Here is a 20,520-nt window from a genome sequence, read left to right on the forward strand (position 1 = left end):
GTGTCGCGCTGAGTTCGACGACCAGCTTTCAATGTTTCCAAACACTTACGAAGGGGGTGCATAATGAGCAACCAACGGTCTGGGGCCTGATGGCGCGTTCGACGATGTTGGAGTCGAGCTCGATACGGCCGTCCGTCAGGAAACGCGCGAAGATGTCGCGACGGGTCATGGCATAACGCAGCGCTTCGGCCAGCTTTGACTTGCCCAAGATGCGCGGCAAGGTTTGCTGCCAGAGCGTGAACAGCTCTGAAATGATCGGAGCCGAGACAGCCTGCCGTGCGGCAACGCGAGCTTCAGGGCTTCGACCTCGCACCTCTGCCTCAAGCTTCCAGAGATCGACCGTGGTGGTGGCGACCTGCGAGTCTCCGGCGGCATGAAGTTCATAGAACCGCCGCCGGGAATGGGCCCAGCATCCCGCCAGTCGCGGGCTGTCATTGCCTCCGTCCTTGCGCGCGAGCTTGTTGTAGGCGGCATAGCCGTCCACCTGTAGTATGCCGCGATAGCCCCCGAGATGCCGCCGCACACAGTCGCCGGACCGACTGTCCTCAAAGCGATAGGCCACCATGGGTGGACCACTTCCACCGAAGGTGCTGTCATCGCGGGCATAGGCCCAGAGCCAGGCTTTCTTCGTGCTGCCGGTGCCGGGGGCAAGGGTCGGCAGGTTGGTCTCATCCGCAAAAACCCTGTCGCCTTTTAGGATCTCGCTCAGGACATGGTCCGCGAGGATATCCAGCTCAAAGCCTGTCCGGCCCATCCACTGCGCCATCAGCCGTCGGTCGAGATCTACGCCATCACGGGCATAGATCCCCTCCTGGCGATAGAGCGGCAAGCCATCGGCGTATTTCGAGACCGCGATCTGCGCCAGCAGCGCCTCCGTCGGCAGGCCGCTCTCGATGATATGCGCCGGTGCCGAAGCCTGGATGACACCGTCCCAGCCTTTGAACGCATATTTGGGACGGCGCGTGACGATCACCCGGAATTTTGCCGGGATCACATCCAGCCGTTCGGAGGTATCCTCGCCGATCAGCACCTTCTGCTTGCCGACATGTTCGGGCAGATCCTCAGGCTCGATCACCACTTCAACGCGCTCGAGATGCGGCGGAAAGCCCTTGCGTGGCCTGGACGCCCGCTTCTGCTGTGAGGCGTGGCCCGTGCCGACCTGCGCCCGCAGCGCAGAGATACCCGTCTCCGCTAGGTCAAGATACTGCTTGACAGAGCTCACGGCTTCGGTCATTTTGTCGCAAATACCAATATTGGTATTTATGATGCCAAATATGGAATGACGATGGATCCGACTGAGCGAACATTGCAAGTGCTGGAGTACATCATGGCCGCGGGGCCAGGACCGGTGAAGCAGGTCGACATTGCACGCCACTGCGGGTTGTCGCCCTCCACGCTGAACCGGATCGTCAAGTCCCTGTCGGATTGGGGCTACCTGTTCAGAACCAGCGAAAAGTACTGTGTGCGCAACTTCCGGCTCGAGCGGAACGTGCCGATGTCGCAGACCTACCTCGCCATGCTCGACAGCACGATGCGAGACCTTTCCAGCCGTCTGGGTGTCGCGGCCGAGGTGATCGTGGTCGCCGGGCATGAGCTTTTGTGGCACTCGAAGGCAGAACACCCTGACCCGGAGGTGGTCATCCGCGCAGGGGTCGGGTTTCGCCGCTCGCTATATGAACTAGACGTGCTGTCGCAATTGTACCTGAGCCGGTTGGACTGGAGCGACATCCAAGCGCGGTTCTTTACCGATGGCTTCTTCGAAACCCTTCGCAGGCCCGGCCAACCGACGCGCTGGCTGCCCGAGGCCAAGGTCCGCGCCGCGCTGGACAAAATGCGTTCGGAGGTGTTCGCCGCGGATACCGTGGGCAATCACGTCGGCATTCGCCGCTTTGCTACAGTGGTCGAAGACCCGAAAGGCAAGTTCCTGCACCTGCTGGCGCTGGCCGAACCGGACGACCGGCCGGACGACCAGATGGAGAAATACCGCGACGCGCTGCTGAATGTGCGGTCAGACCTGTCCGACCTTGCCCACGCCGAAAGCGCAGCCAACCGGCTTGTGCCAAAGCACCACGCCCTGCCGCTTCGTGGAGGATGATGGCAGCGACGGGACGATTTTTTTACTGGGAGGAACCATGAAACATCCAAGAGCTTCGATCTCTTCCGGGCGTGTCCTTGCATGACCTGGAAACACCTGAACAGCCTCATGTCCGTACTGCTGATTATGGGCGGGATTGGCTATACGCTGAACCTCAATCACAGCGCGTCGCAAGCGATCTTTTTCTCAGGGTCCGGCGTCGGGCCGACCTACTTTCCCAATGCCCTGACCGGCATCCTCGTCCTGTTGTGCATCGTCACCCTGATCCGCAATTTTCGGGACAAGAGCCCGGAGAACACCGCCATGGTCACGACCGAAAACTTCGGCTACATCCTGGCGACGCTGGCCCTTGCCATCGCATTCATCGCGAGCTGGCAGGTCTTTGGATACTTCTACCTGAATGTCTTCGTCCTCCTGACCGTTTTGCTGACGATCTACCGGATCGAATTCGGCATCAGGAACAGTTCGCTCGTGGCCGTGGTGACGTCGGTTTTCTTGACCGGGTTTCTCTTCGCCCTGTTCGGGAAAATCCTCGAGATTTCTTTCTGAGGGAATGGAAAGATAAATGGAAAACCTGGCTCAAGACCTTCTCAATCTCTTCACCCTCACCAACATGCTGTGCATCCTGCTGGGCACGGTCGTGGGCATGGTGTTCGGCGCCCTGCCCGGGCTGGGCACGGTCATCGCGGTGGCGCTGCTGTTACCGGTGACCTTCACGCTGCCGCCGCTGGCCGGCATCCTGATGCTGCTGGCCACCTACCAGGCCGGTGAATACGGCGGTTCGATCTCGGCCATTCTGCTGGGCGTGCCGGGCACGCCGCAGGCGGCGGCCACGGTCATAGACGGCCATCCGATGGCGGCGAACGACTCGCCAGGCAAGGCGCTGAGCTATTCGCTGGTGTCGTCGAGCATCGGCGGTATCTTTGGCGGGCTGGTGCTGATCTTCGTTTCGGTGCCTCTGGCTCGGTTCGCGCTGAACTTCGGCAGCCCCGAGTATTTCTTGCTGGGCGTCATCGGGTTGATGGCCGTCGGGCTGCTCAGCGGGCGGGACAAGATCAAGAGCATGATCTCGGTCGTGCTGGGCTTGATGGCTGGCACCGTGGGCGTCGACACGCTCACCGGCGTCAACCGCGCGACCTTCGGCCAGCCGGAACTTATGGACGGCGTCAACCTTGTGGCCTTTCTGGTCGGCATGTTCGCGATTTCCGAACTGTTCATCATGATCAGCAAGGGGCTGAATGTCCGGTATGAGGCAGACCGCGGGACGTTGAAGACCGGCCTGACTTGGAAAGAGATCAAGGGAATCGGCAGGTCCACCACGATCGGATCGCTGATCGGGGCGGGCACGGGCATCCTGCCGGGCATCGGTGGCGGGGCGTCGTGCTGGTTTGCCTATGCGGTGGTCAGCAAGACGTCCAAAACCCCCGAAGCCTTCGGTAAAGGCAGCGCCGAAGGCATTGCCGCGCCTGAATCGTCGAACAACGCCTCGGCGGGCGGTGCGCTGGTGCCCTTCCTTGCGCTCGGCATCCCCGGCTCGGCCGCGGTGGCCATCATCATGGGTGCGTTCATCATGCACGGCATCCAGCCGGGGCCGAACGTGTTCACCGCCGAGAGGGACCTGGTCTACGGCATCTTCTACGGCTTCATCGTGACGACTGTGGCCATGTATCTGATCGGTCGTCTGCTGACGCCGATGTTCGCAAGGGTGTTGGTGATCCCGAATTCCTTCCTGGTGGCGACGGTCCTCGTGCTGTGCCTGATCGGCATCTATGCGTCCAAGGGCGCCTTTTTTGACCTGTGGCTGGCGCTTGGAATCGGGGTGGCATTCTACATTCTGAAGCGGCTGGAATACTCGGTGTCGTCGGTGATCATCGCCTATGTTCTGGCGCCGATCATCGAAGAGAATTTCCGGCGGTCCCTGACACTTTCCAACGGCAGCTACGACATTTTCTTTTCCAGCGTCTATTCGATCGCGCTGGTGCTTATGGTCGTCGCCGCAGTCGGTGCCGCGATTTACGGCGAACTCAACCGAAGACGAAACCAACCGGACGCCGAACCCACGGATTACGGCGTCAAATGACATGAAGAAGGAGGAGCCACGAATTGGCCGACACCGTATCGGCTGATGCGACTACATCCGCAACACCGCCGTCCTTTTCGGGAGTTGAGAAATTGGACGTGCTCCGAAGACCAGATCAAAAAAGGGAGAAGAACCTCATGTTTACGTTTCTGACAAAGACCGCCGCGGTCACGATGGCGCTGGCCTCGCTGGTCCTGGCGACCAGCCCGACCGAGGGCGCAGCCCAAGGCTACCCGGAAAAACCGATCACCTGGATCGTGCCGGATGGAGCCGGCGGCGGCCTCGATACCATCGTGCGGACGATCTACCCATACGTGGAAAAGAACCTGCCGAACGACGCGACCTTCGTGCTCAAGAACCTGCCGGGGGCGACCCAGACCATCGCGGTCTCCGAGGTCTTCAATTCCGCGCCGGATGGCTACACCATTGGCCAGGCGTCCGTGGCGCCGCTGACGATCATGCCGCACCTGGGCAAAACCAGCTACTCAGGTTACGAGGACTTCGAACTGATCGCGAACGTGTTCGACGCGGCGCATTACATCGTGGTGCCGGGCGACTCGCCGTTCCAGTCGCTCGACGACCTGCTGGCGCATGCCAAGGAAAATCCCGGCGCGGTGAAAGTTGGCGTCGATGGCGTCTTCAATGTCCAGCACCTGCCCCTCTTGAACCTTGAGCAATCTGCCGGGGTAGATTTGAACGAGATCACGTACAAAAGCAGCGCAGAATCCAAGAAGGCGCTGCTGGGGGGCGAGATCGAAGCGGCGATCATGCCGTCGCACATCATCATCTCCGAGTATGAAAGCGGCACGCTTCGGCCCATCGTCGACGTGATGGAAGTGAAGCCCGATTACTTCGCAGACATCCCGTCGCTGAAGGACCTGGGCTACACCCCCAGCCAGCTGTTCGTCGGCGTCATCGCGCCCAAAGGTACGCCGCAGGACATCCAGGATACCCTGTCGGCCGCCATCGAGGCCGCGTTGCAGGATCCTGAACTGCTCGAAGCCCTGGCCAAGCGGAAGATCATGGTCAACTTCAACGATTCCGCAGCTTACAAGGCCCGGATGGAGGCCTTGGATGTGGTCAACAAAGGCATCCTGACCGACCTCGGCGTGCTGAAGTAAGCCGCCCCGAGCCATTGGCTCGGAGCGTTCCGGGCCAATGCGCCAATCCCGAAAGTCAAACCGAGGTTCCTGACCCCATGAGCGACCAGAGCAAGCCCAATTTCCTGTGGATTTGTACCGACCAACAGCGGTTCGATACGATCCGGGGACTCGGGAACGAGCATATCAACACCCCCAATCTGGACAGGCTGCTTGGCGAGGGCGTCTCTTTCGACCGGACCTATTGTCAAAGCCCGGTTTGCACGCCCAGCCGGGCGAGTTTCCTGACCGGCCGTTACCCGCGGACCACGCGGACCACGCGCAACGGCAACGACCATTTCCCGGACGACGAAATCCTCGTGCCCCATATCCTGTCCGAGAACGGCTATACCTGCGGGCTGATCGGGAAGTTGCACCTTTCCGCTGCGGATGGGCGGACTGAGGTTCTGCCCAAGCTCCACGGCTATGACATGGTCAAATGGAGCCACGGGCCAAGGGACGGCTGGGGCGACGACAATGCCTATCAGGCCTGGCTGCGGTCGCAGGGCGTGTCCTGGGAGACCGATTACCACGGCAAGAACGGCGGTATCCGCCCGGAACATCACCAGACGACCTGGTGCGCCAACGAAGCGATAGACTTCATGGATCGCCACGCGGACCGCCCCTGGATGCTCAGCATCAACATCTTCGACCCGCACCACCCGTTCGATCCACCAGAGGAGTACAAGAAGAAGTACCCCGCCGAGGACATGCCGCTGCCCAAGTGGAAAGAGGGCGAGTTGGACAACAAGCCACTGATCCAGCGTCAGGATTATGAACACGGCGGACAAAGCGGGTTGGGCCCAAGCTGCAAGTCGCTGAGTGACCGGGAGAAGCAGGAGTATGTTTCCGACTTCTACGCGATGGTCGATCTGATCGACGCGCAGGTCGGCCGCATGATCGATCATCTCGACGCAACCGGCATGCGGGACAACACCATCATCGTCTTCCACAGCGACCATGGCGAAATGCTGGGCGACCATGGGTTGATCCTGAAGGGCGGCCATTTCTACGAGGAACTGGTGCACGTGCCGCTGATCGTCTCTTGCCCTGCCCGGCTGATGACAGAGGTGCGCAGTCACGCCCTGGTCGAACTGGTCGATTTGGCGCCGACGATCTTGGACCTTGCCGGGATCGGCGTTCCGTTCACCATGCAGGGGCAGAGCCTGGCGGATATTTTGCGGGGCAAGGCCGATCCGGACAAGCACAAGCCATCCGTCTACTGCGAGTACTACGACGCGCTGCCCGCAGCCCACAAAGGCGTGTTTGCCACGATGTATTTCGACGGGCGCTACAAGCTGGTGGTCTTTCACGGGCAAGAAATCGGCGAATTCTACGATCACGAAACTGACCCGGATGAGTTTGACAACAGATGGGAGGATCCATCCTGCAAGGCTCTGAAATGCGAATTGATACTCGCGAATTTCGCGCAAAGCGTGGCCACAGTCGATCCGGTGCAGATCGTCGGCAATTTCTGACCTCCAACCGGGACATCGGGCACCGGCTGACAGGTGCCGCAAGAGGATAATCCAACATGAGTGACCGCCCCAATATCGTCTTCATCCTGACCGACCAGCAGCGCTACGACACCATCGCGGCACTCGGTTTTGACCATGTCGACACGCCCAATCTCGACCGGCTGGTGAACGAAGGGACGACCTTTGACCGAATGTACGTCTCCTCTCCGTCCTGCAGCCCGTCGCGCGCCTCGCTGTTCACCGGAACATATCCGCACACCAACGGCGTGTTCCGCAACGACGAGACGTGGAACTACAGTTGGGTGGGCGATCTGAACAAAGCCGGCTATCGCTGTGTAAATGTCGGCAAGATGCACACCTGGCCGGTCGAAGGTGCATTCGGCTTTCATGAACGCCACGTGACCGAGAACAAGGACCGCGCGCACCCGAACCTGCCGTTTTACCTCGACAACTGGGACAAGGCGATCTGGTCGCGCGGGCTGGAGAAACCCAGCCGCCAGACCTACCGGCACCGCGAGGATTACAAGGAATGCCTGGGCGCCTTCACCTGGGAACTGCCCGAGGACCTGCACCCGGATGTCTTCGTGCCGCAGACCGCCTGCATGTGGATGGATCGCTACTCGGGCAAGGAGCCGTTCTTTCTGCAGATCGGCATCCCCGGGCCGCATCCGCCCTATGACCCGACGCAACGCTTCCTCGACAGATACGAGGGCCGCGAGATGCCCGCGCCGATCCGCGACTACGACCTCGACAGCCAGCCGACGCCGTTCCGGGAATTGCGCCGCAATCACCTCGAGGACGATCACGACGCGGTGGTGCACCTGAAGGAGCCGAGTGACGAACAGCTACAGCGCCAGCGGCAGCATTATTTTGCCAATGTCACCATGATCGACGAACAGGTTGGGCTGGTGATCGACGCGCTGGAACGGCGTGGCGTGCTGGAGAACACGATCCTGATATTCACCTCCGACCACGGCGATTGCCTGAACGATCACGGCCATTCGCAGAAATGGAACATGTACGAGCAATCGGTGCATGTCCCGGCCATCGTCTGGGGCCCCGGCATTCCCGCCGGTCAAAGGGTGTCCGACCTCGTGTCGCTGATGGATCTTGGGCCGACGATCCTTGAGCTTTGCGGTGTCGCGCCGCCGGACTGGATGGAGGCACAATCGCTCTGCCCCTATTTCGGAGACACGCCGCCCCCCCGGCGCGACACCGTCTTCGCCGAACATGCGCGCGATGCGATCCTGACGGAAACGGAATTCGTGTCGATGGTCATGGTCGACAATTGGAAGCTGGTGCATTTTGTCGATACCGACGAGGGTCAGCTTTTCGATCTCTCGACCGATCCGGGCGAGCGGGTAAATCGCTGGGACGATCCGGACTGCGCGGGCAGGAAAACCGAGCTGATCGGGCGGCTTCTCGACTGGCGGATTAGAAGCGACTTGCGCACGCAGAAGTTCCAGAACGTGCTTGCCCGGTCGATGCCGGTATAAGACCGCCCCTGGGTCACCGGCCCGGCCAGCGGGCGGCTCCCCCCATCCATCCTCCCGGGTGTGGGGGAGCCTGGCATTGAAATTCGGCGGGGCCCGCCGTCGCTGTTAATGTGCGCTGTTCCTTGGCCTTGGCCTGAGGGGGCAGAGCCGATGTCGCACTTTCACCCAGGTGACCTAAACCATGCCCAACAAGCACCAGTTGATCGAGGCTTTCAGCCCCCGTCGGCCCTGGTTCGCGCAGGTCAGCCGCGACACGGTGAAAGACGATTTGATCGCCGGGCTGACCAATGCCGCGATTGTCCTGCCGCAGGGCGTGGCCTTCGCCGTCATCGCCGGGCTGCCACCGGAATACGGGCTCTATACCGCGATGATTACCCCCGTGATCGCCGCGATCTGGGGGACATCGATGGTCATGGTGTCCGGCCCGACGACGGCGATTTCCGCAGTCATGTTCGCGACGCTCGCCGAACTGGCGCCCCCCGGTACGCCGATCTATATCCAGTTCGCGCTGACGCTGACGATCATCGCCGGGCTGTTCCAGTTGCTGGCTGGTGTGTTCCGGCTGGGAGGTCTGATCTCCTTCATCTCGCATTCCGTGATGGTCGGATTTACGGCGGCCGCCGCGCTGTTAATCGGGGCATCTCAGCTTGGCGGCGCGCTCGGCATCGACGTTGAAAGCGGCGGCGGTGTGATCGAGCGCATTGCCAGGATTCTAGAGCATCGCGAAGGCTTTCAGCCGCTGGCCCTGCTCCTCGCGGCCTCCACTCTGGCGACCATCGTGATTACCCAGAAACTGAGCCGCAGGATCCCCGCCTATCTGGTGGCATTGTTGGTCGGCGTGGCGGTGGGCGAAATCCTGGGCGCCCGCGACGCGGGCATCGAGATGTTCGACAAGTTGCCCTCGCTTGTTCCGGCCTTTGGCGCCCCGTCGGTGGCCTTCTCGGATCTGCCCGCGCTTCTGCCCGGCGCGGCGTCGATCGGCTTTGTCGGGCTTCTGGAGGCGATCAGTATCGGGCGCGCCTTTGCCATGCGTCGGCGCGAGCGATACGACGCCAACCAGGAGATCATCGGTCAGGGCCTCTCGAACGTGGTCGCGGGGTTCTTTCAGGCCTATGCCGGGTCCGGATCCTTTACCCGGTCGGCAATGAATGCCGAATCCGGGGCCAAGACGCCCCTGTCCGCGGTCTTCGCCGCCGGATGGCTGCTGGCTTTGCTGTTCGTTGTGGCCCCATTTGTCGACCATATCCCGAAGCCAGCCATGGCCGGGATCATCATTTACGTGGCGTGGCGGCTGATCAGTTTCCGCGAAATCCGCCACATCATCCGAAGCAGCCGAAGCGAGACGCTGATCCTGTTTCTGACCTTTCTCGCCGGCATCACCACGGAGCTTGAGAACGCGATTTTCGTCGGCGTCGTCACCTCGCTGGCCGTATTTCTTTACCGGAGTTCGCACCCGCACCTCGCCGTGCTTGCCCCGATCGAACGTCACGGGCGGCGGCAATTGCGTGGCGCCGTGTTCCACGATCTGAAGCCATGCCCGCAGGTGTGCATTCTCAGGTTGGATGGCCCGCTGTTTTTCGGCTCGGTCGACCATGTGGAGAGCGAATTTCGGCGGTTCGAGGCGATGTACCCGGGCCCGCGTTTCAAGATCCTCGTGCTGAAGGGGCTGGGCAAGATCGACTTGTCCGGGGTCGGCCTTCTGGTCGACGAAATTGCCAAGGCCCGGAAAGCCGGCGGCGATTTTCATCTGGTCGTTCCGTTCAAGGAGACGGTGGACGCGCTGGAGCGGATGAACCTGTTCGAAGCCCTGGAGAAACGAAATCTCCACCCCAACAAGAGCGAAGCGATCCAGGCGGCGACGGAACAATTCGACGATGATGTATGTCGGAATTGCACGATCCGGGCGTTCGTCGAATGCGCTGGCAAGCCCGCGCCGCCGGGTATCGCGCCGCAGAAGGATGCACCGCAACGCGAAGGATCCTGGTGAGGGCGAGCCGTCTCGCTGGGTGGCCACCCCAGGTCCACACTTGCGTCCGGGGACGGCCCGTTCAGGCGTCACCGGCGACGCGGAATCCGCTGTTGCCGGCCGAGCCGCTCGGGTCGTTGCGGGTCCTGGAGTGCACGTGATAGCGGTCGCAATAGCTGATATGGCAGAGGTATGACCCGCCCCTCTGAATGCGTTCCGTTCCGGTCTCGGGCCCGGTCGGATCGTGCACCGCAAGGCGTTTCGGATCGGGGCGCGGACCGTAGTAGTCCTGCACCCACTCCCAGACGTTGCCAGTCATGTCGTACAGGCCGTAGCCATTGGGCGGATAGCTGCCCACCGGTGCGGTGCCAACCCAGCCGTCTTCTGCCGTGTTGATAGCTGGAAACTCGCCCTGCCATGTATTCATCGCGTGTACTCCGCCGGGCATCATCTCGTTGCCCCACGGGAACTTCTTCCTGGCCAGCCCGCCACGTGCGGCAAACTCCCACTCCGCCTCCCTGGGCAAACGCAATCCGGCCCAGCGACAATAGGCAAACGCGTCATACCAGGCGATCTGCACAACCGGATGGTCTGGCCGATCCTGCCAGTCGCTTCGCGGCCCTCCAGGAGCGCTCCAGCAAGCCCCATCCACCCGCCGCCACCAGGGCGCGGGCCCGGCATAGTCGGGATACTTCGCCAGGTCGTCGAGAAACAGGTGAAAGACATAGCTCCATCCCTCCTGCTCGGCGACCGTGCGGTATCCGGTTGAATCGACGAAAGCGGCATATTCGACGTTGGTGACGGCGTGGGGCGCAATGCGAAACGGCGACACCCGGACGCGGCGGCGGGGGCTGTCGAGGTCGTCGGGAAAGCTGGACCGGCGTGCGCCCATGTCGAAGAAACCACCCTCGATCGACTCCAGCCGGTCGCGCAATGCGGAACGGATATCGGGCGGCGCCTCGGGGACCTCGCTCGCGGCGCCCTCGAACCTCGCGTCGAAGTCGTCCGCCTTGGGGTTGGAACCCGGTGCGCAACAGCTGGGCTTGTCATCGTGCATATTCGGGGACACTCTTTCTCTCAACCCTGTATCTGGCATCCTTGCTGCTCCCAAGAAAAGGGCCATCGCTTTCTGGTTAATGAGCAACCATCTTAATCCGCTCGCGACTGATTGGCACCATGTTATTCGAGCAGAATTGCCGGAAAGTGTCTCGTCGTACCTTTAAGTTAGGTGGTCAGAGGGCAATGCAGCTGGCAGGGCAAATTCGCAGACAGAACACGAATGTGAGAGCGCGATCGGCCCACAGGAGACATTGGCCGCCAACTTGGGTGCCGCGGTGCGACATCACCAGACCGGTCTTTCGCGGCATTACAAAAGCTAAGCTAACGCGAATACGCTCAATGAGGCGCGAAAGCGGGGCGTTGTCTAACCTGCACGCGCTTTTTTACAGCGTCTTTGCCAAGGCCTTCCCTTTCGAGACGTTCGGAAAAACCCATCGATTTACGCGGTACAAAACCCGCTCGAAACGCTAACCGCCTCTTGGCCGAAAGCGAGCCTTTCGTTGCCTTCGTCTGAAATGACAACCCTCCTGGCTGCCAACCCGATAGCGGCCTGGGCCGTTCAAGCCGATGGTTCCGCGCCCGGTTTGTCAGCACATTCGTTGAAACACCGAATTTCGCAACCGGCGCAGATTGGGTCGGACGACCGGGCGACAGCCGGTCGGATGGCATCCGACTTGTGCGGATGCACATTGTTTGGTCCCAGCTCGTCCAGACAGTGCAGCCGTTTGAGCACGTTCAGAACGCTCGGATTGGCGGCGATCAAGTGAAGGTCGTTGCCGTGCGCCCGCGCCCGACGCGCCTCGGATAGGATGAAGTCGGCACCGGAAAGGTCGATCTTGCCGACGCCCTTGAGGTTCAGGATGCAGGTCTTCAGGCCGTCCTTTTCTTCCATCCGGCGGAATTCGCGCTCCACATGTTCGATCGAAGCAAAGAACAGCGGTCCTTCGATGCGCACGAACCGGATTTGCGGGCATTGCGGCAGGTTGAAGGACTCGGCATTCATGAATACCCGGCGGCCGTTCACTTCTGTCGGCGCGCCAACCGCGACCAGCGGATGCGCGCTCTTGTTGAGAAAGATCGACAACGAGGCGACAACGCCGACGAGGATCGCGAAATCGAGCCCCGACAGGATGCCGGTCAGGAAGGTGGCGGCGAGGATGAAGGTCTCGGAACCGCTGGTCGCGACGATGTGGCGGATCTCGGCGATGGTGATCAGCCGCCAGGCGACGTAGAGGATGATCGCCGCCATTGCGGGCACCGGCACGAACCGCACGAAAGGCGCAAGCAGCAGCAGCAGAACCACAAGGAACCCGGCGGCAAAGACTGCCGACAATGGCGAGGCCGCGCCGCTTTCCGCGTTCAGGCCGGAGCGAGTGAAGGAGCCGGACCCCGCGTAGCAGTGAAAGAAGCTGCCGGCGAGGTTGGAGAGACCTTGCCCAACCATTTCCTGATTGCTGTCGTAGGTCTCGCCGCGCCGTATGGCGAAGGATTTGCCGATCGAGATTGCCTCGAGCAGACCGACGCACGCCACGGCGGCGGCAGCGGGCAGCAGCGCGCCGATGGTGCCTATCGACAGGTCCGGTGCCTCGAACGACGGCAACACCGCATCGAGTGGCGCGAACATCGCCACTTCGGCGTCAAGCAGGACGGCGGCGAGCGAGCCGGCCACCAGCGCGATGATGTAGCCCGGCAGGCGGCGGCTGATGCGGAAGGAGGCGATCAGGCTGGCGAGCGTCACCGCCGAGATGATCATCGCGTCGATGTTCAATGTTCCTGCTTCCGCCACGATCCGCGACAGGCGATGCAGCACACCGCCCTCGCCGCCCGCGAGACCCAGCGCCGGACCGAGTTGCGACACCGCGATCAGGACCGACGCGGCGGCGGTGAAGCCGACGATGACCGAATGCGAGATGAAGGCGATCAGCCCGCCCAGCCCCGCCATCCCGGCCGCGAGTTGCAGCACGCCGACGAGGAAGGTCAGCACCAGCGCCAGCGCGATATAGGTCTCGCTGCCGGGCACGGCCAAGCCGCTCAGCGAGGCAAAAAGCACCGCAGAAATCGCCGTGGTCGGCCCCGAGACCATGACGCGCGACGACCCCCAGAGGGCGGCGACGATGGTCACGATGATCGCAGTGAACAGCCCGTACTCCGGCGGCAACCCGGCGATGATGGCAAAGGCCACGCCTTGCGGCAGCACGATGGTGGCGCCCGTCAACCCGGCAAGCGCGTCCGCTTTCCACGACGTTGGCGACTGGTCACGCAACCACGGCCTGACAGGTGACAGGCGTTTGAGGACCGTGCTGGTCCGGGCCATCGGGTCAGGGGGCCTTGTCGGATTTCGTGTCGCAGCCTGCTCTAGTCCCGAGAACCTCGCGCAACTCGGCCTCGTTGCGATAGCCGATCAGGATGCCGGCCTTGGCTTCCCCCAGGCTGGGATCGCGTGCGGCAATCCAGGCATCCGACCGGGTGGTGCGCTGCGATGTACGGCGCGCCCAGACAAACAACAGCTTTTCCATGCGGGCGCATTCCTCCGCATGTGCCGGATCGGCACCGAGGTCGGTCAGTTCGTCAGGGTCGTTTTGCAGATCAAACAGCATCGGGCGGAACCCTTCGGCAAAGATGTACTTCCAGCGCCCATCGAACAGCATGGTCAGCTTGGCGTCTTTGACCTCCACACCCAGTCGCCGCCGGACGTCGCGCATGGAATAGTCGTATTCCGAGACCGCCACGTCACGCAGCTTGTCAGTCTGCCCGTGCATCAGCGGCAGCAGCGAATGCCCTTCGATGATGTGTGGCACTGCCTCGCCGCCGAAATAGTCGAGGATCGTCGGCACGACGTCGATGGCCTCGACCAGCGCGGAGGATGTCTGCCCGCGGGTTGCATCGGCCTCTGCACGCGGGTCGACGACGATCAGCGGGATGCGGGCCGAGGCGTCGTGAAACAGTTCCTTCTCGCCCATCCAGTGATCGCCGAGGTAATCGCCGTGATCGGACGTGAAGACGATCATCGTCTCCTCGGTCAGACCCTGCTCGTCAAGGAACGCCATCAACCGGCCCATCTGGTCGTCGATCTGCTTGATCAGCCCCATATAGGCGGTCAGCACGCGGGTCCGGGTGCCATCGTCGCAGAAGGCGCGGCTCACGCGTTCCTCCATGAAGGCGCCATAGACGGGATGGGGGGTGTCGCGCTCCGCCTCGCTGCGCACCGGGTCGAGATGCGTCTCCGGGCCGTACATGTCGTGATAGGGCGCGGGCACGATATAGGGCCAGTGCGGCTTGATATAGCTCAGGTGCAGGCACCAGGGCGTGTCGCCGGCTTCGCGGATGAAGTCCATCGCACGGGAGGTGATATAGGGCGTCTCGCTTTCCTCATCGGCGGCGCGCGCGGGTTTGTCCGCGTTGTCCATGAACCAGCCGCTGAGAATGTTGCCGTCCACGTCCTCGGCGCTGTTGGCCACTGTCTCCCACGGGTTTTCATCGGGCCAGCCGCGGTTCTTCATGAACTGGTCATAAGCCGTGTTGCGCGGATAGCGTGGTCCGTCGGGGTGCAGCCCGTCCTCGCGCTCGTAGGGCTCGAAGCCGCATTCCGACACAAGCGCGCCGATCTTGCTGTCCGGTGACAGGCCCAGTCGCTTCATCCCCTCGACATCGGCGGTCATGTGGGTCTTGCCGCAAAGGGCCGTGCGCACACCCAGCGTGCGCAGATGGTCGCCCAGGGTCATCTCTCCCACCTTGAGCGGGATGCCGTTCCAGGTGGAGCCGTGCGAGGCGACGTAGCGCCCGGTGTAGAAGGACATCCGCGATGGGCCACAGATCGGCGATTGCACATAGGCACGGTCAAACAGCACCCCGCGAGCCGCAAGGGCGTCGATATTCAGCGTATGCAGATGCGGATGCCCGGTGCAGGACAGATAGTCCCAACGCAGCTGATCGCACATGATGAATAGAACGTTCTTGGTCATGACCGGGGCCCACCTGATAGTCGGACCGGGGCGCTGCCGCCCCGGCCATTTGCCTGTTTACCCGCGTGCGACGTCGGGGATCGTGACGCCAAGCTCTTCGAGCGCGCGCAGCGCGCCGGGGTGCAGCGGCATGTTGAGATCCGCCACCGCGCCCTCCGGCGTGATCGCCTTGAGCCAGGGTGCGCCTTCACGCATTTCGGCCACGCCTTCGAAGAAGGTCTTGGTCATGTCGTAGATCATTTCCTCATCAGCGGTTTCGCTCGTGACGATGCCGACAGTGACGCGCAGGGTGGTCGTGTCCTCGTCGTTGACCTGGTTGTCGCCGTAGACTCCCGCTGGAAGCGTGCCGAGGCCGAAGCCGGGGCGGTTGGCCAGCGCCTTGACCGCGTCGGTCTCCAGCTGGTCGGCGGGAATGCCGAGGAAGCGGATCGGGTTGGTCACCGCGATCTGGGTCAGCACCGGGCTGGGCGCGTTGGTCGGGTTGCAATAGATGTCGAGGTTGCCGTCCTGGAAAGACGCCGCGGCGGCATCCCATCCCAGTTTCACTGCTTCGTAATCTTCGTCGGCCTTCAAGCCGGTGATAGCCTCGAACAGGCGCACCATCGTCGCATAGGCAGCACTGCCCGGAGGTCCAAGAAAGACCCGTTTGCCCTTGGCCTGATCCAGCGACGTGATGCCAGACGACTCGTAGACCGCGATGTGATAGACGCCCATCGGGAAGTTCAGCACGGTGCGAAGCTTCTTGGACAGTTTCGGCGCTTGGTCCATCTTCTCGAACATGGCACGCTGGTTCGCCATCAGCGCATGCAGCGCTGGCGAGGACATGCAGAAGGCAGTCTTGCCCATCGCCACTTCCAACACGTGGCGGGTGGCAGCGCCGGTGGCGTTGATCTGGATCTCGTAGTCCGGCAGTTCGCGGTTAATGATATTGGCAAAGGTGGTCATAACCAAATTCGGGCTGGTGCCCGGCCCCAGCGTCGACATGCGCAGCAATTCTTTGGCCAAAGCGGCGCGAGGCAGCATGGCCAGCGTCGTGGCGGCGGCGGTGCCGGCCAACAGGCTACGGCGATTGAGGGTGATGGTCTTCATGATTAGGTTCTCCTCATTGCTATCATGAAATTTGGTTCTTGACGTTCAGCTCCAGCCGGTCGACGTACATCAGCCCAACTGCGGCAGCGGCGGCGATCCACGAGACCAACGGTCCGAAGAAAATCAGCGCCACGGCCAGACCCAGCCCCACCGGTACCATGTAAGCCTTGCCCTTGCGCGGATAGCAGGCCCGCGAGATCAGGACGGTGGCGAGCAGGACAAAGAGGATCGCCTGCACCGACTCGGTCAAAGCAAACCCTGTCCCCAGCAACAGCGCCGGCTGATAGATGAAGGCAAACGGAATCACGAAGCCTGGCAGTGCCAGCCGAGAGGCTTCGAGGGCTGTGGCCATAGGGCTGGAGCCCGCGATCGGGGCAGCCGCAAAAGCGGCGAGCGCAACCGGCGGGGTAATCGCCGACAAGACGCCGAAATAGAGCACGAACATATGGGTGTGAATGATCGGCACGCCCAGCTTCTGCAGCGACGGGCCCATCACCAGCACGATGATCAGATAGGCCGGCACCGTGGGCATTCCCATGCCGAGCAGGAGGCAGGCAATGGCCATAAGGATCAGCGATATGATCAACTGGTCTTCAGCGAGGCTCGACAGCAGCGAGGCAAATCGCAGCCCCACGCCGGTCAGGTTCAGCACGCCGATGACGATACCCACGGCGCCGACAATGACGACAAGCTGCGCCGAGATCAGACCGGCGGAGCGGATGAATTTTATCCAGGCCGCCCCGTTGAACAGCAGGTCGGGTCGCACAGCAAAACCCAGCAGAGCGGCCAGCTCGACGCCGACAAATCCGGCATAAGCGGGCGACGAGCCGCCAACCATGGTCACGACGATGCCCGCGAGGGCGAGGACAAAGATGCCCACCTGCACCAGTTCGCGCCAGTTGAACGCGATCTTGGGGCGCGGTTCCTCGGCCAGGTCCATATTTCGGGCTGCGCTGGAAATGGCGACGAAGAGGCCGCCGTAGTACAGCAATGCGGGCACGGCGGCGGCGGCGCAGATCGTCAGATAGGGCACGCTGGTGACATCGGCCATGATGAAGGCCACGGCCCCCATGATCGGCGGCGTGATCTGGCCGCCGCTGGAGGCGGCGGACTCAACCGCCGCCGCGAACCGAGGCGAGAACCCGCGTTTCTTGATGAGCGGAATGGTGATGACCCCGGTGCCCACGACGTTGGCCACCGCAGAGCCCGAAATCGTCCCGAACAACCCGCTGGCGACCGTGGCCGCGGCGGCGGGGCCGGAGCGCATCCGCCCGGTGGCGGCCATGGCAAGCCGCACCAGCACGAGGTCGATGGCGAGCAGTTCCAGCAGCGCGCCGAAGACGATGAAGATCAGGATGGTCGAGACGACCGTTGCCATCGGACGCCCGAAGACGCCGTCGAAGGAATACCACAGCACGGTCATCAATTCTTCGGTCGAGATGCCCGCATGGCGCAGGAAGCCCGGCGCCATATGGCCAAAGGCGCCGTAGGCCAGCAGCAGACCTGCGACCACCGCCATGACCAGACCGACCGAGCGACGGGTCAGTTCGATCACGGCAATAAGCCCGAGAAACCCCATCCAAATATCTGTCGAGGTCAGAAAGTAGAGCCCGGTCTCAATCTCCTCGGCCGCGCGAAAGTACTGATAGACGCTGAGCGACAGGCCGAGGGCCACGACCACGAGAAGACCCCGGTCCAGAAGGCTGTCCGACCGGCCCACGGCAGACAGTATGATCAGCAGACCGCCCGCCAGCAGCATGCCGACCCGCAGGTAGGAATCCGAGAAGACGCCGAAGACCGACACATAGAAGACCACCCCGATAACCAAAAGCGACAGCCCGGTCACGACATGATCCAGATAGGCATTTCTTCTGTATTCCGACACGACATCCTCCCCGATGTAACGCCCGTCGCTCAGCCTCCGATTCCCTGGTCGAAGCGCGGGGTGCATTACAAAACGCTATCGCATCGCAGCCTATTTTGCGAAGGTGCGTTACACCAGGTGAAACGGAGAGGCAGGGTGAAACTGAACAGATCCATCGAACGGGGGCTGACGGTGCTCGAAGTCATCTACGCGTCGGGCGCCATTTCGCTTGCATCTCTTGCGGCCAACACAGGGTTGTCGAAGCCGACGTTGCTGCGGATCTGCGCAACGCTCGAAAGCCGCCGCTGGCTGACGCGCAGAAGCAGTGACGGATGCTATCAACTCGGCTCTGCCTTCCCGCAGGCTGGCGGTATGCCGGACTTGGTCGACAGGCTCGTGGCCGTCAGCAAGGAGGAAATCGTCCGGCTCTCCGAGGAAACCAGCTTGGGCGTCGATCTCGCTGCCGCGGTTGGCGGAGGGCGGACCGAGATTGTCGATACCACCCGGGTGTTCAAGAAGCATGCGGTCTATCCGGATGCGGTCGGGTTCCGCCCTTCGCCGATCCTGTCGGCCTTGGGCGGCGCCTTTCTTTCGGGCCTGACTGAATCGGACCGTGCTGCCGTGCTGAAGGACCTGGTGCCCCGCCTCCCGCGTGACGACGCGGCTGCCCTGCCGCAACTTCCAATAGTCCTGAAAGCTATTGACCGAAACGGATATGCCGCCCGGGCCGAAGGCCATTGGGGCCGAGCAGTCGATTATGGCGAACTTCCGGCAGCCATCGCGGTTCCCATCCTGGCTGGCGCGGAAGTGGTCGGCGCGGTCAACCTGGTCTGGAATGCCAGCGATCATACGGTCGAGGCGGTCGCGAAAAACCACCTGTCACGTCTTCAGGCGACAGCGAAAACCATCGGGCAGAGATACGCAGGGCTCGGCTGACGCCACGGTCTGTCAACCTGCACAGCGGCGATGGATACCGCGAAGCCGGTGATCTCCGACCTCGCACTGCACCCCGTTGACGGCTGTCAGGCGACTTCGGTGGTCAAGACCGATCACCCAGCTCAGGCAATACGGTCCCAACGCAAGGACCGAAACCGATACGGTAGCCGTCTCCCTGTGCATGACCGTGCAAAGCCAGTGTATCGCCGTCTTCGATGAAGGTGCGCGTCTCGCCCTCCTCTAGCGTGATCGGATCCTTGCCGCCCCATGTCATTTCCAAAAGCGAACCGAACATGCCCTTTTCGGGTCCCGAGATCGTGCCCGAACCCAGCAGATCGCCGGTCCTCATCGCGCAACCCGACGAAGCGTGGTGCGCAAGCTGCTGCGCGGCGGAGTAGTACAGGGTGTTGTAGTTGGTGCGGCAGATCACGGTGGGTTTCGCGCCGGGTGCCGTCATGGTGACCGACAGATCGATGTCATAGAGCATCGGCCCAGTGTCCCGGATATGCGGCAGCAACTCCTTCTCGCGCGGGGGGGTGTCGCAGCGGAACGGCTCAAGCGCGGCCTTGGTCACGACCCACGGGCCGATTGTCGTGGCAAAGGCCTTGGCCTGAAACGGCCCGAGCGGTTGGTATTCCCAGGCCTGAATGTCTCGCGCCGACCAGTCGTTGAGCAGCACGTAGCCGAAGATCATGTCGTCGGCCTCGTCGACGCTGACGCGCTGGCCCATCTTCGAGGGTGTGCCTACCACCGCGCCCATTTCCAACTCGATATCGAGCCGTTGGCTGGGTCCGAAACGTGGCCTGTCGTCCTGCGGGCCTTTCAACTGGCCCATGGGCCGGTGGAAATCGGTGCCCGAGACCACCACCGTCGAGGCGCGGCCATTGTAGCCGATGGGAATATGCAGCCAATTGGGCGGCAGCGCATTCGCCGGGTCACGAAACAGGGAACCCACGTTGAAGGCGTGCTGGCGGCCAGCGTAGAAATCGGTGTACTCGGTCACGGTAAACGGCAGGTGCATGGTGACGTCGCCCATGTCGTGGAGCGCGCGCCGCACCGCATCGGTCTCGCCACCGTCGCGCAGCAGGTCGGTCAGCGTCGCGCGGACATCGCCCCAGGCCTTTTTGCCCCTGCTCATGAAGGTATTCAGCGCCGGTTCATCGAACCCGTACTCCGGCAGCAGCCCCGCAGATTGCAGCGCGGCGAGATCGAGCACCTTATCCCCGATTGCCACGGCACAGCGTGGCGCGTCACCCTTCGAGAAGACGCCGAACGGCAGGTTGTTCAAGGGAAACGAATTTTCGGGGTCATTCGCGGTCTCGACCCAGGAGCGGACAAGTTCAGTCATGGGAACAT

General features: G+C 62.3%; 14 protein-coding genes and 1 pseudogene. 8 read left to right on the forward strand and 7 right to left on the reverse strand.

The genetic code is table 11. From position 1 onward, the window contains the following. Positions 1–73 precede the first annotated feature (73 nt). Positions 74–1,189: pseudogene (gene tnpC / locus FOY53_RS19050) on the reverse strand (IS66 family transposase); the annotation flags it as partial. A 96-nt stretch (positions 1,190–1,285) separates the two neighbouring features. On the opposite strand from tnpC, the gene FOY53_RS19055 reads away from it, so the two are divergent. The 7 genes from FOY53_RS19055 (at position 1,286) to FOY53_RS19085 (ending at position 10,275) form a co-directional block, all read left to right on the forward strand. Then, positions 1,286–2,095, forward strand: a complete 810-nt coding sequence (locus tag FOY53_RS19055; RefSeq protein ID WP_146591847.1) for a MarR family transcriptional regulator — start codon at positions 1,286–1,288, stop codon at positions 2,093–2,095. A 108-nt stretch (positions 2,096–2,203) separates the two neighbouring features. Continuing rightward, positions 2,204–2,644, forward strand: coding sequence for a tripartite tricarboxylate transporter TctB family protein (locus tag FOY53_RS19060; RefSeq protein ID WP_186766670.1), 441 nt, complete (start codon positions 2,204–2,206; stop codon positions 2,642–2,644). Positions 2,645–2,660: 16 nt separating this feature from the next. Next, the gene (locus FOY53_RS19065; protein ID WP_146591851.1) at positions 2,661–4,175 is read left to right on the forward strand and encodes a tripartite tricarboxylate transporter permease; all 1,515 of its coding nucleotides are present in this window, start codon (positions 2,661–2,663) and stop codon (positions 4,173–4,175) included. Positions 4,176–4,312: 137 nt separating this feature from the next. Continuing rightward, positions 4,313–5,296, forward strand: coding sequence for a Bug family tripartite tricarboxylate transporter substrate binding protein (locus FOY53_RS19070; protein WP_146591853.1), 984 nt, complete (start codon positions 4,313–4,315; stop codon positions 5,294–5,296). Positions 5,297–5,373: 77 nt separating this feature from the next. Next, positions 5,374–6,792, forward strand: coding sequence for a sulfatase family protein (locus FOY53_RS19075; protein ID WP_146591855.1), 1,419 nt, complete (start codon positions 5,374–5,376; stop codon positions 6,790–6,792). Positions 6,793–6,848: 56 nt separating this feature from the next. Then, positions 6,849–8,288: a sulfatase family protein gene (locus tag FOY53_RS19080; protein WP_146591857.1), complete on the forward strand. Its 1,440-nt coding sequence runs from the start codon at positions 6,849–6,851 to the stop codon at positions 8,286–8,288. Positions 8,289–8,469: 181 nt separating this feature from the next. After that, on the forward strand, positions 8,470–10,275 hold the full coding sequence (locus FOY53_RS19085; protein WP_146591859.1) for a SulP family inorganic anion transporter: 1,806 nt from the start codon (positions 8,470–8,472) through the stop codon (positions 10,273–10,275). A 61-nt stretch (positions 10,276–10,336) separates the two neighbouring features. Here FOY53_RS19085 and FOY53_RS19090 read toward each other — a convergent pair whose 3' ends face one another. The 5 genes from FOY53_RS19090 to FOY53_RS19110 form a co-directional block, all read right to left on the reverse strand. Then, positions 10,337–11,311 carry a formylglycine-generating enzyme family protein gene (locus FOY53_RS19090; RefSeq protein ID WP_146591861.1) on the reverse strand — a complete coding sequence of 325 codons (975 nt, stop codon included), beginning with the start codon at positions 11,309–11,311 and terminating at the stop codon, positions 10,337–10,339. A gap of 561 nt (positions 11,312–11,872) precedes the next feature. Beyond that, a complete protein-coding gene (locus FOY53_RS19095; RefSeq protein WP_146591863.1) occupies positions 11,873–13,627 on the reverse strand; it encodes a SulP family inorganic anion transporter in 1,755 nt (584 codons plus the stop codon). Between the two features lie 4 nt (positions 13,628–13,631). Then, positions 13,632–15,275 carry an alkaline phosphatase family protein gene (locus FOY53_RS19100; RefSeq protein ID WP_146591865.1) on the reverse strand — a complete coding sequence of 548 codons (1,644 nt, stop codon included), beginning with the start codon at positions 15,273–15,275 and terminating at the stop codon, positions 13,632–13,634. Between the two features lie 57 nt (positions 15,276–15,332). After that, positions 15,333–16,364, reverse strand: coding sequence for a TAXI family TRAP transporter solute-binding subunit (locus FOY53_RS19105; RefSeq protein ID WP_146591867.1), 1,032 nt, complete (start codon positions 16,362–16,364; stop codon positions 15,333–15,335). Positions 16,365–16,386: 22 nt separating this feature from the next. Continuing rightward, positions 16,387–18,249: a TRAP transporter permease gene (locus tag FOY53_RS19110; protein ID WP_246107472.1), complete on the reverse strand. Its 1,863-nt coding sequence runs from the start codon at positions 18,247–18,249 to the stop codon at positions 16,387–16,389. A 135-nt stretch (positions 18,250–18,384) separates the two neighbouring features. On the opposite strand from FOY53_RS19110, the gene FOY53_RS19115 reads away from it, so the two are divergent. Beyond that, positions 18,385–19,164, forward strand: coding sequence for an IclR family transcriptional regulator (locus FOY53_RS19115; protein ID WP_281289596.1), 780 nt, complete (start codon positions 18,385–18,387; stop codon positions 19,162–19,164). 103 nt (positions 19,165–19,267) lie between these two features. Here FOY53_RS19115 and fahA read toward each other — a convergent pair whose 3' ends face one another. Then, positions 19,268–20,512, reverse strand: a complete 1,245-nt coding sequence (fahA, locus tag FOY53_RS19120) for a fumarylacetoacetase (RefSeq protein WP_146591873.1) — start codon at positions 20,510–20,512, stop codon at positions 19,268–19,270. Positions 20,513–20,520 lie beyond the last annotated feature (8 nt).

This window comes from Puniceibacterium confluentis, from assembly GCF_007923445.1.
In the GTDB taxonomy this organism is placed as follows: domain Bacteria; phylum Pseudomonadota; class Alphaproteobacteria; order Rhodobacterales; family Rhodobacteraceae; genus Puniceibacterium; species Puniceibacterium confluentis.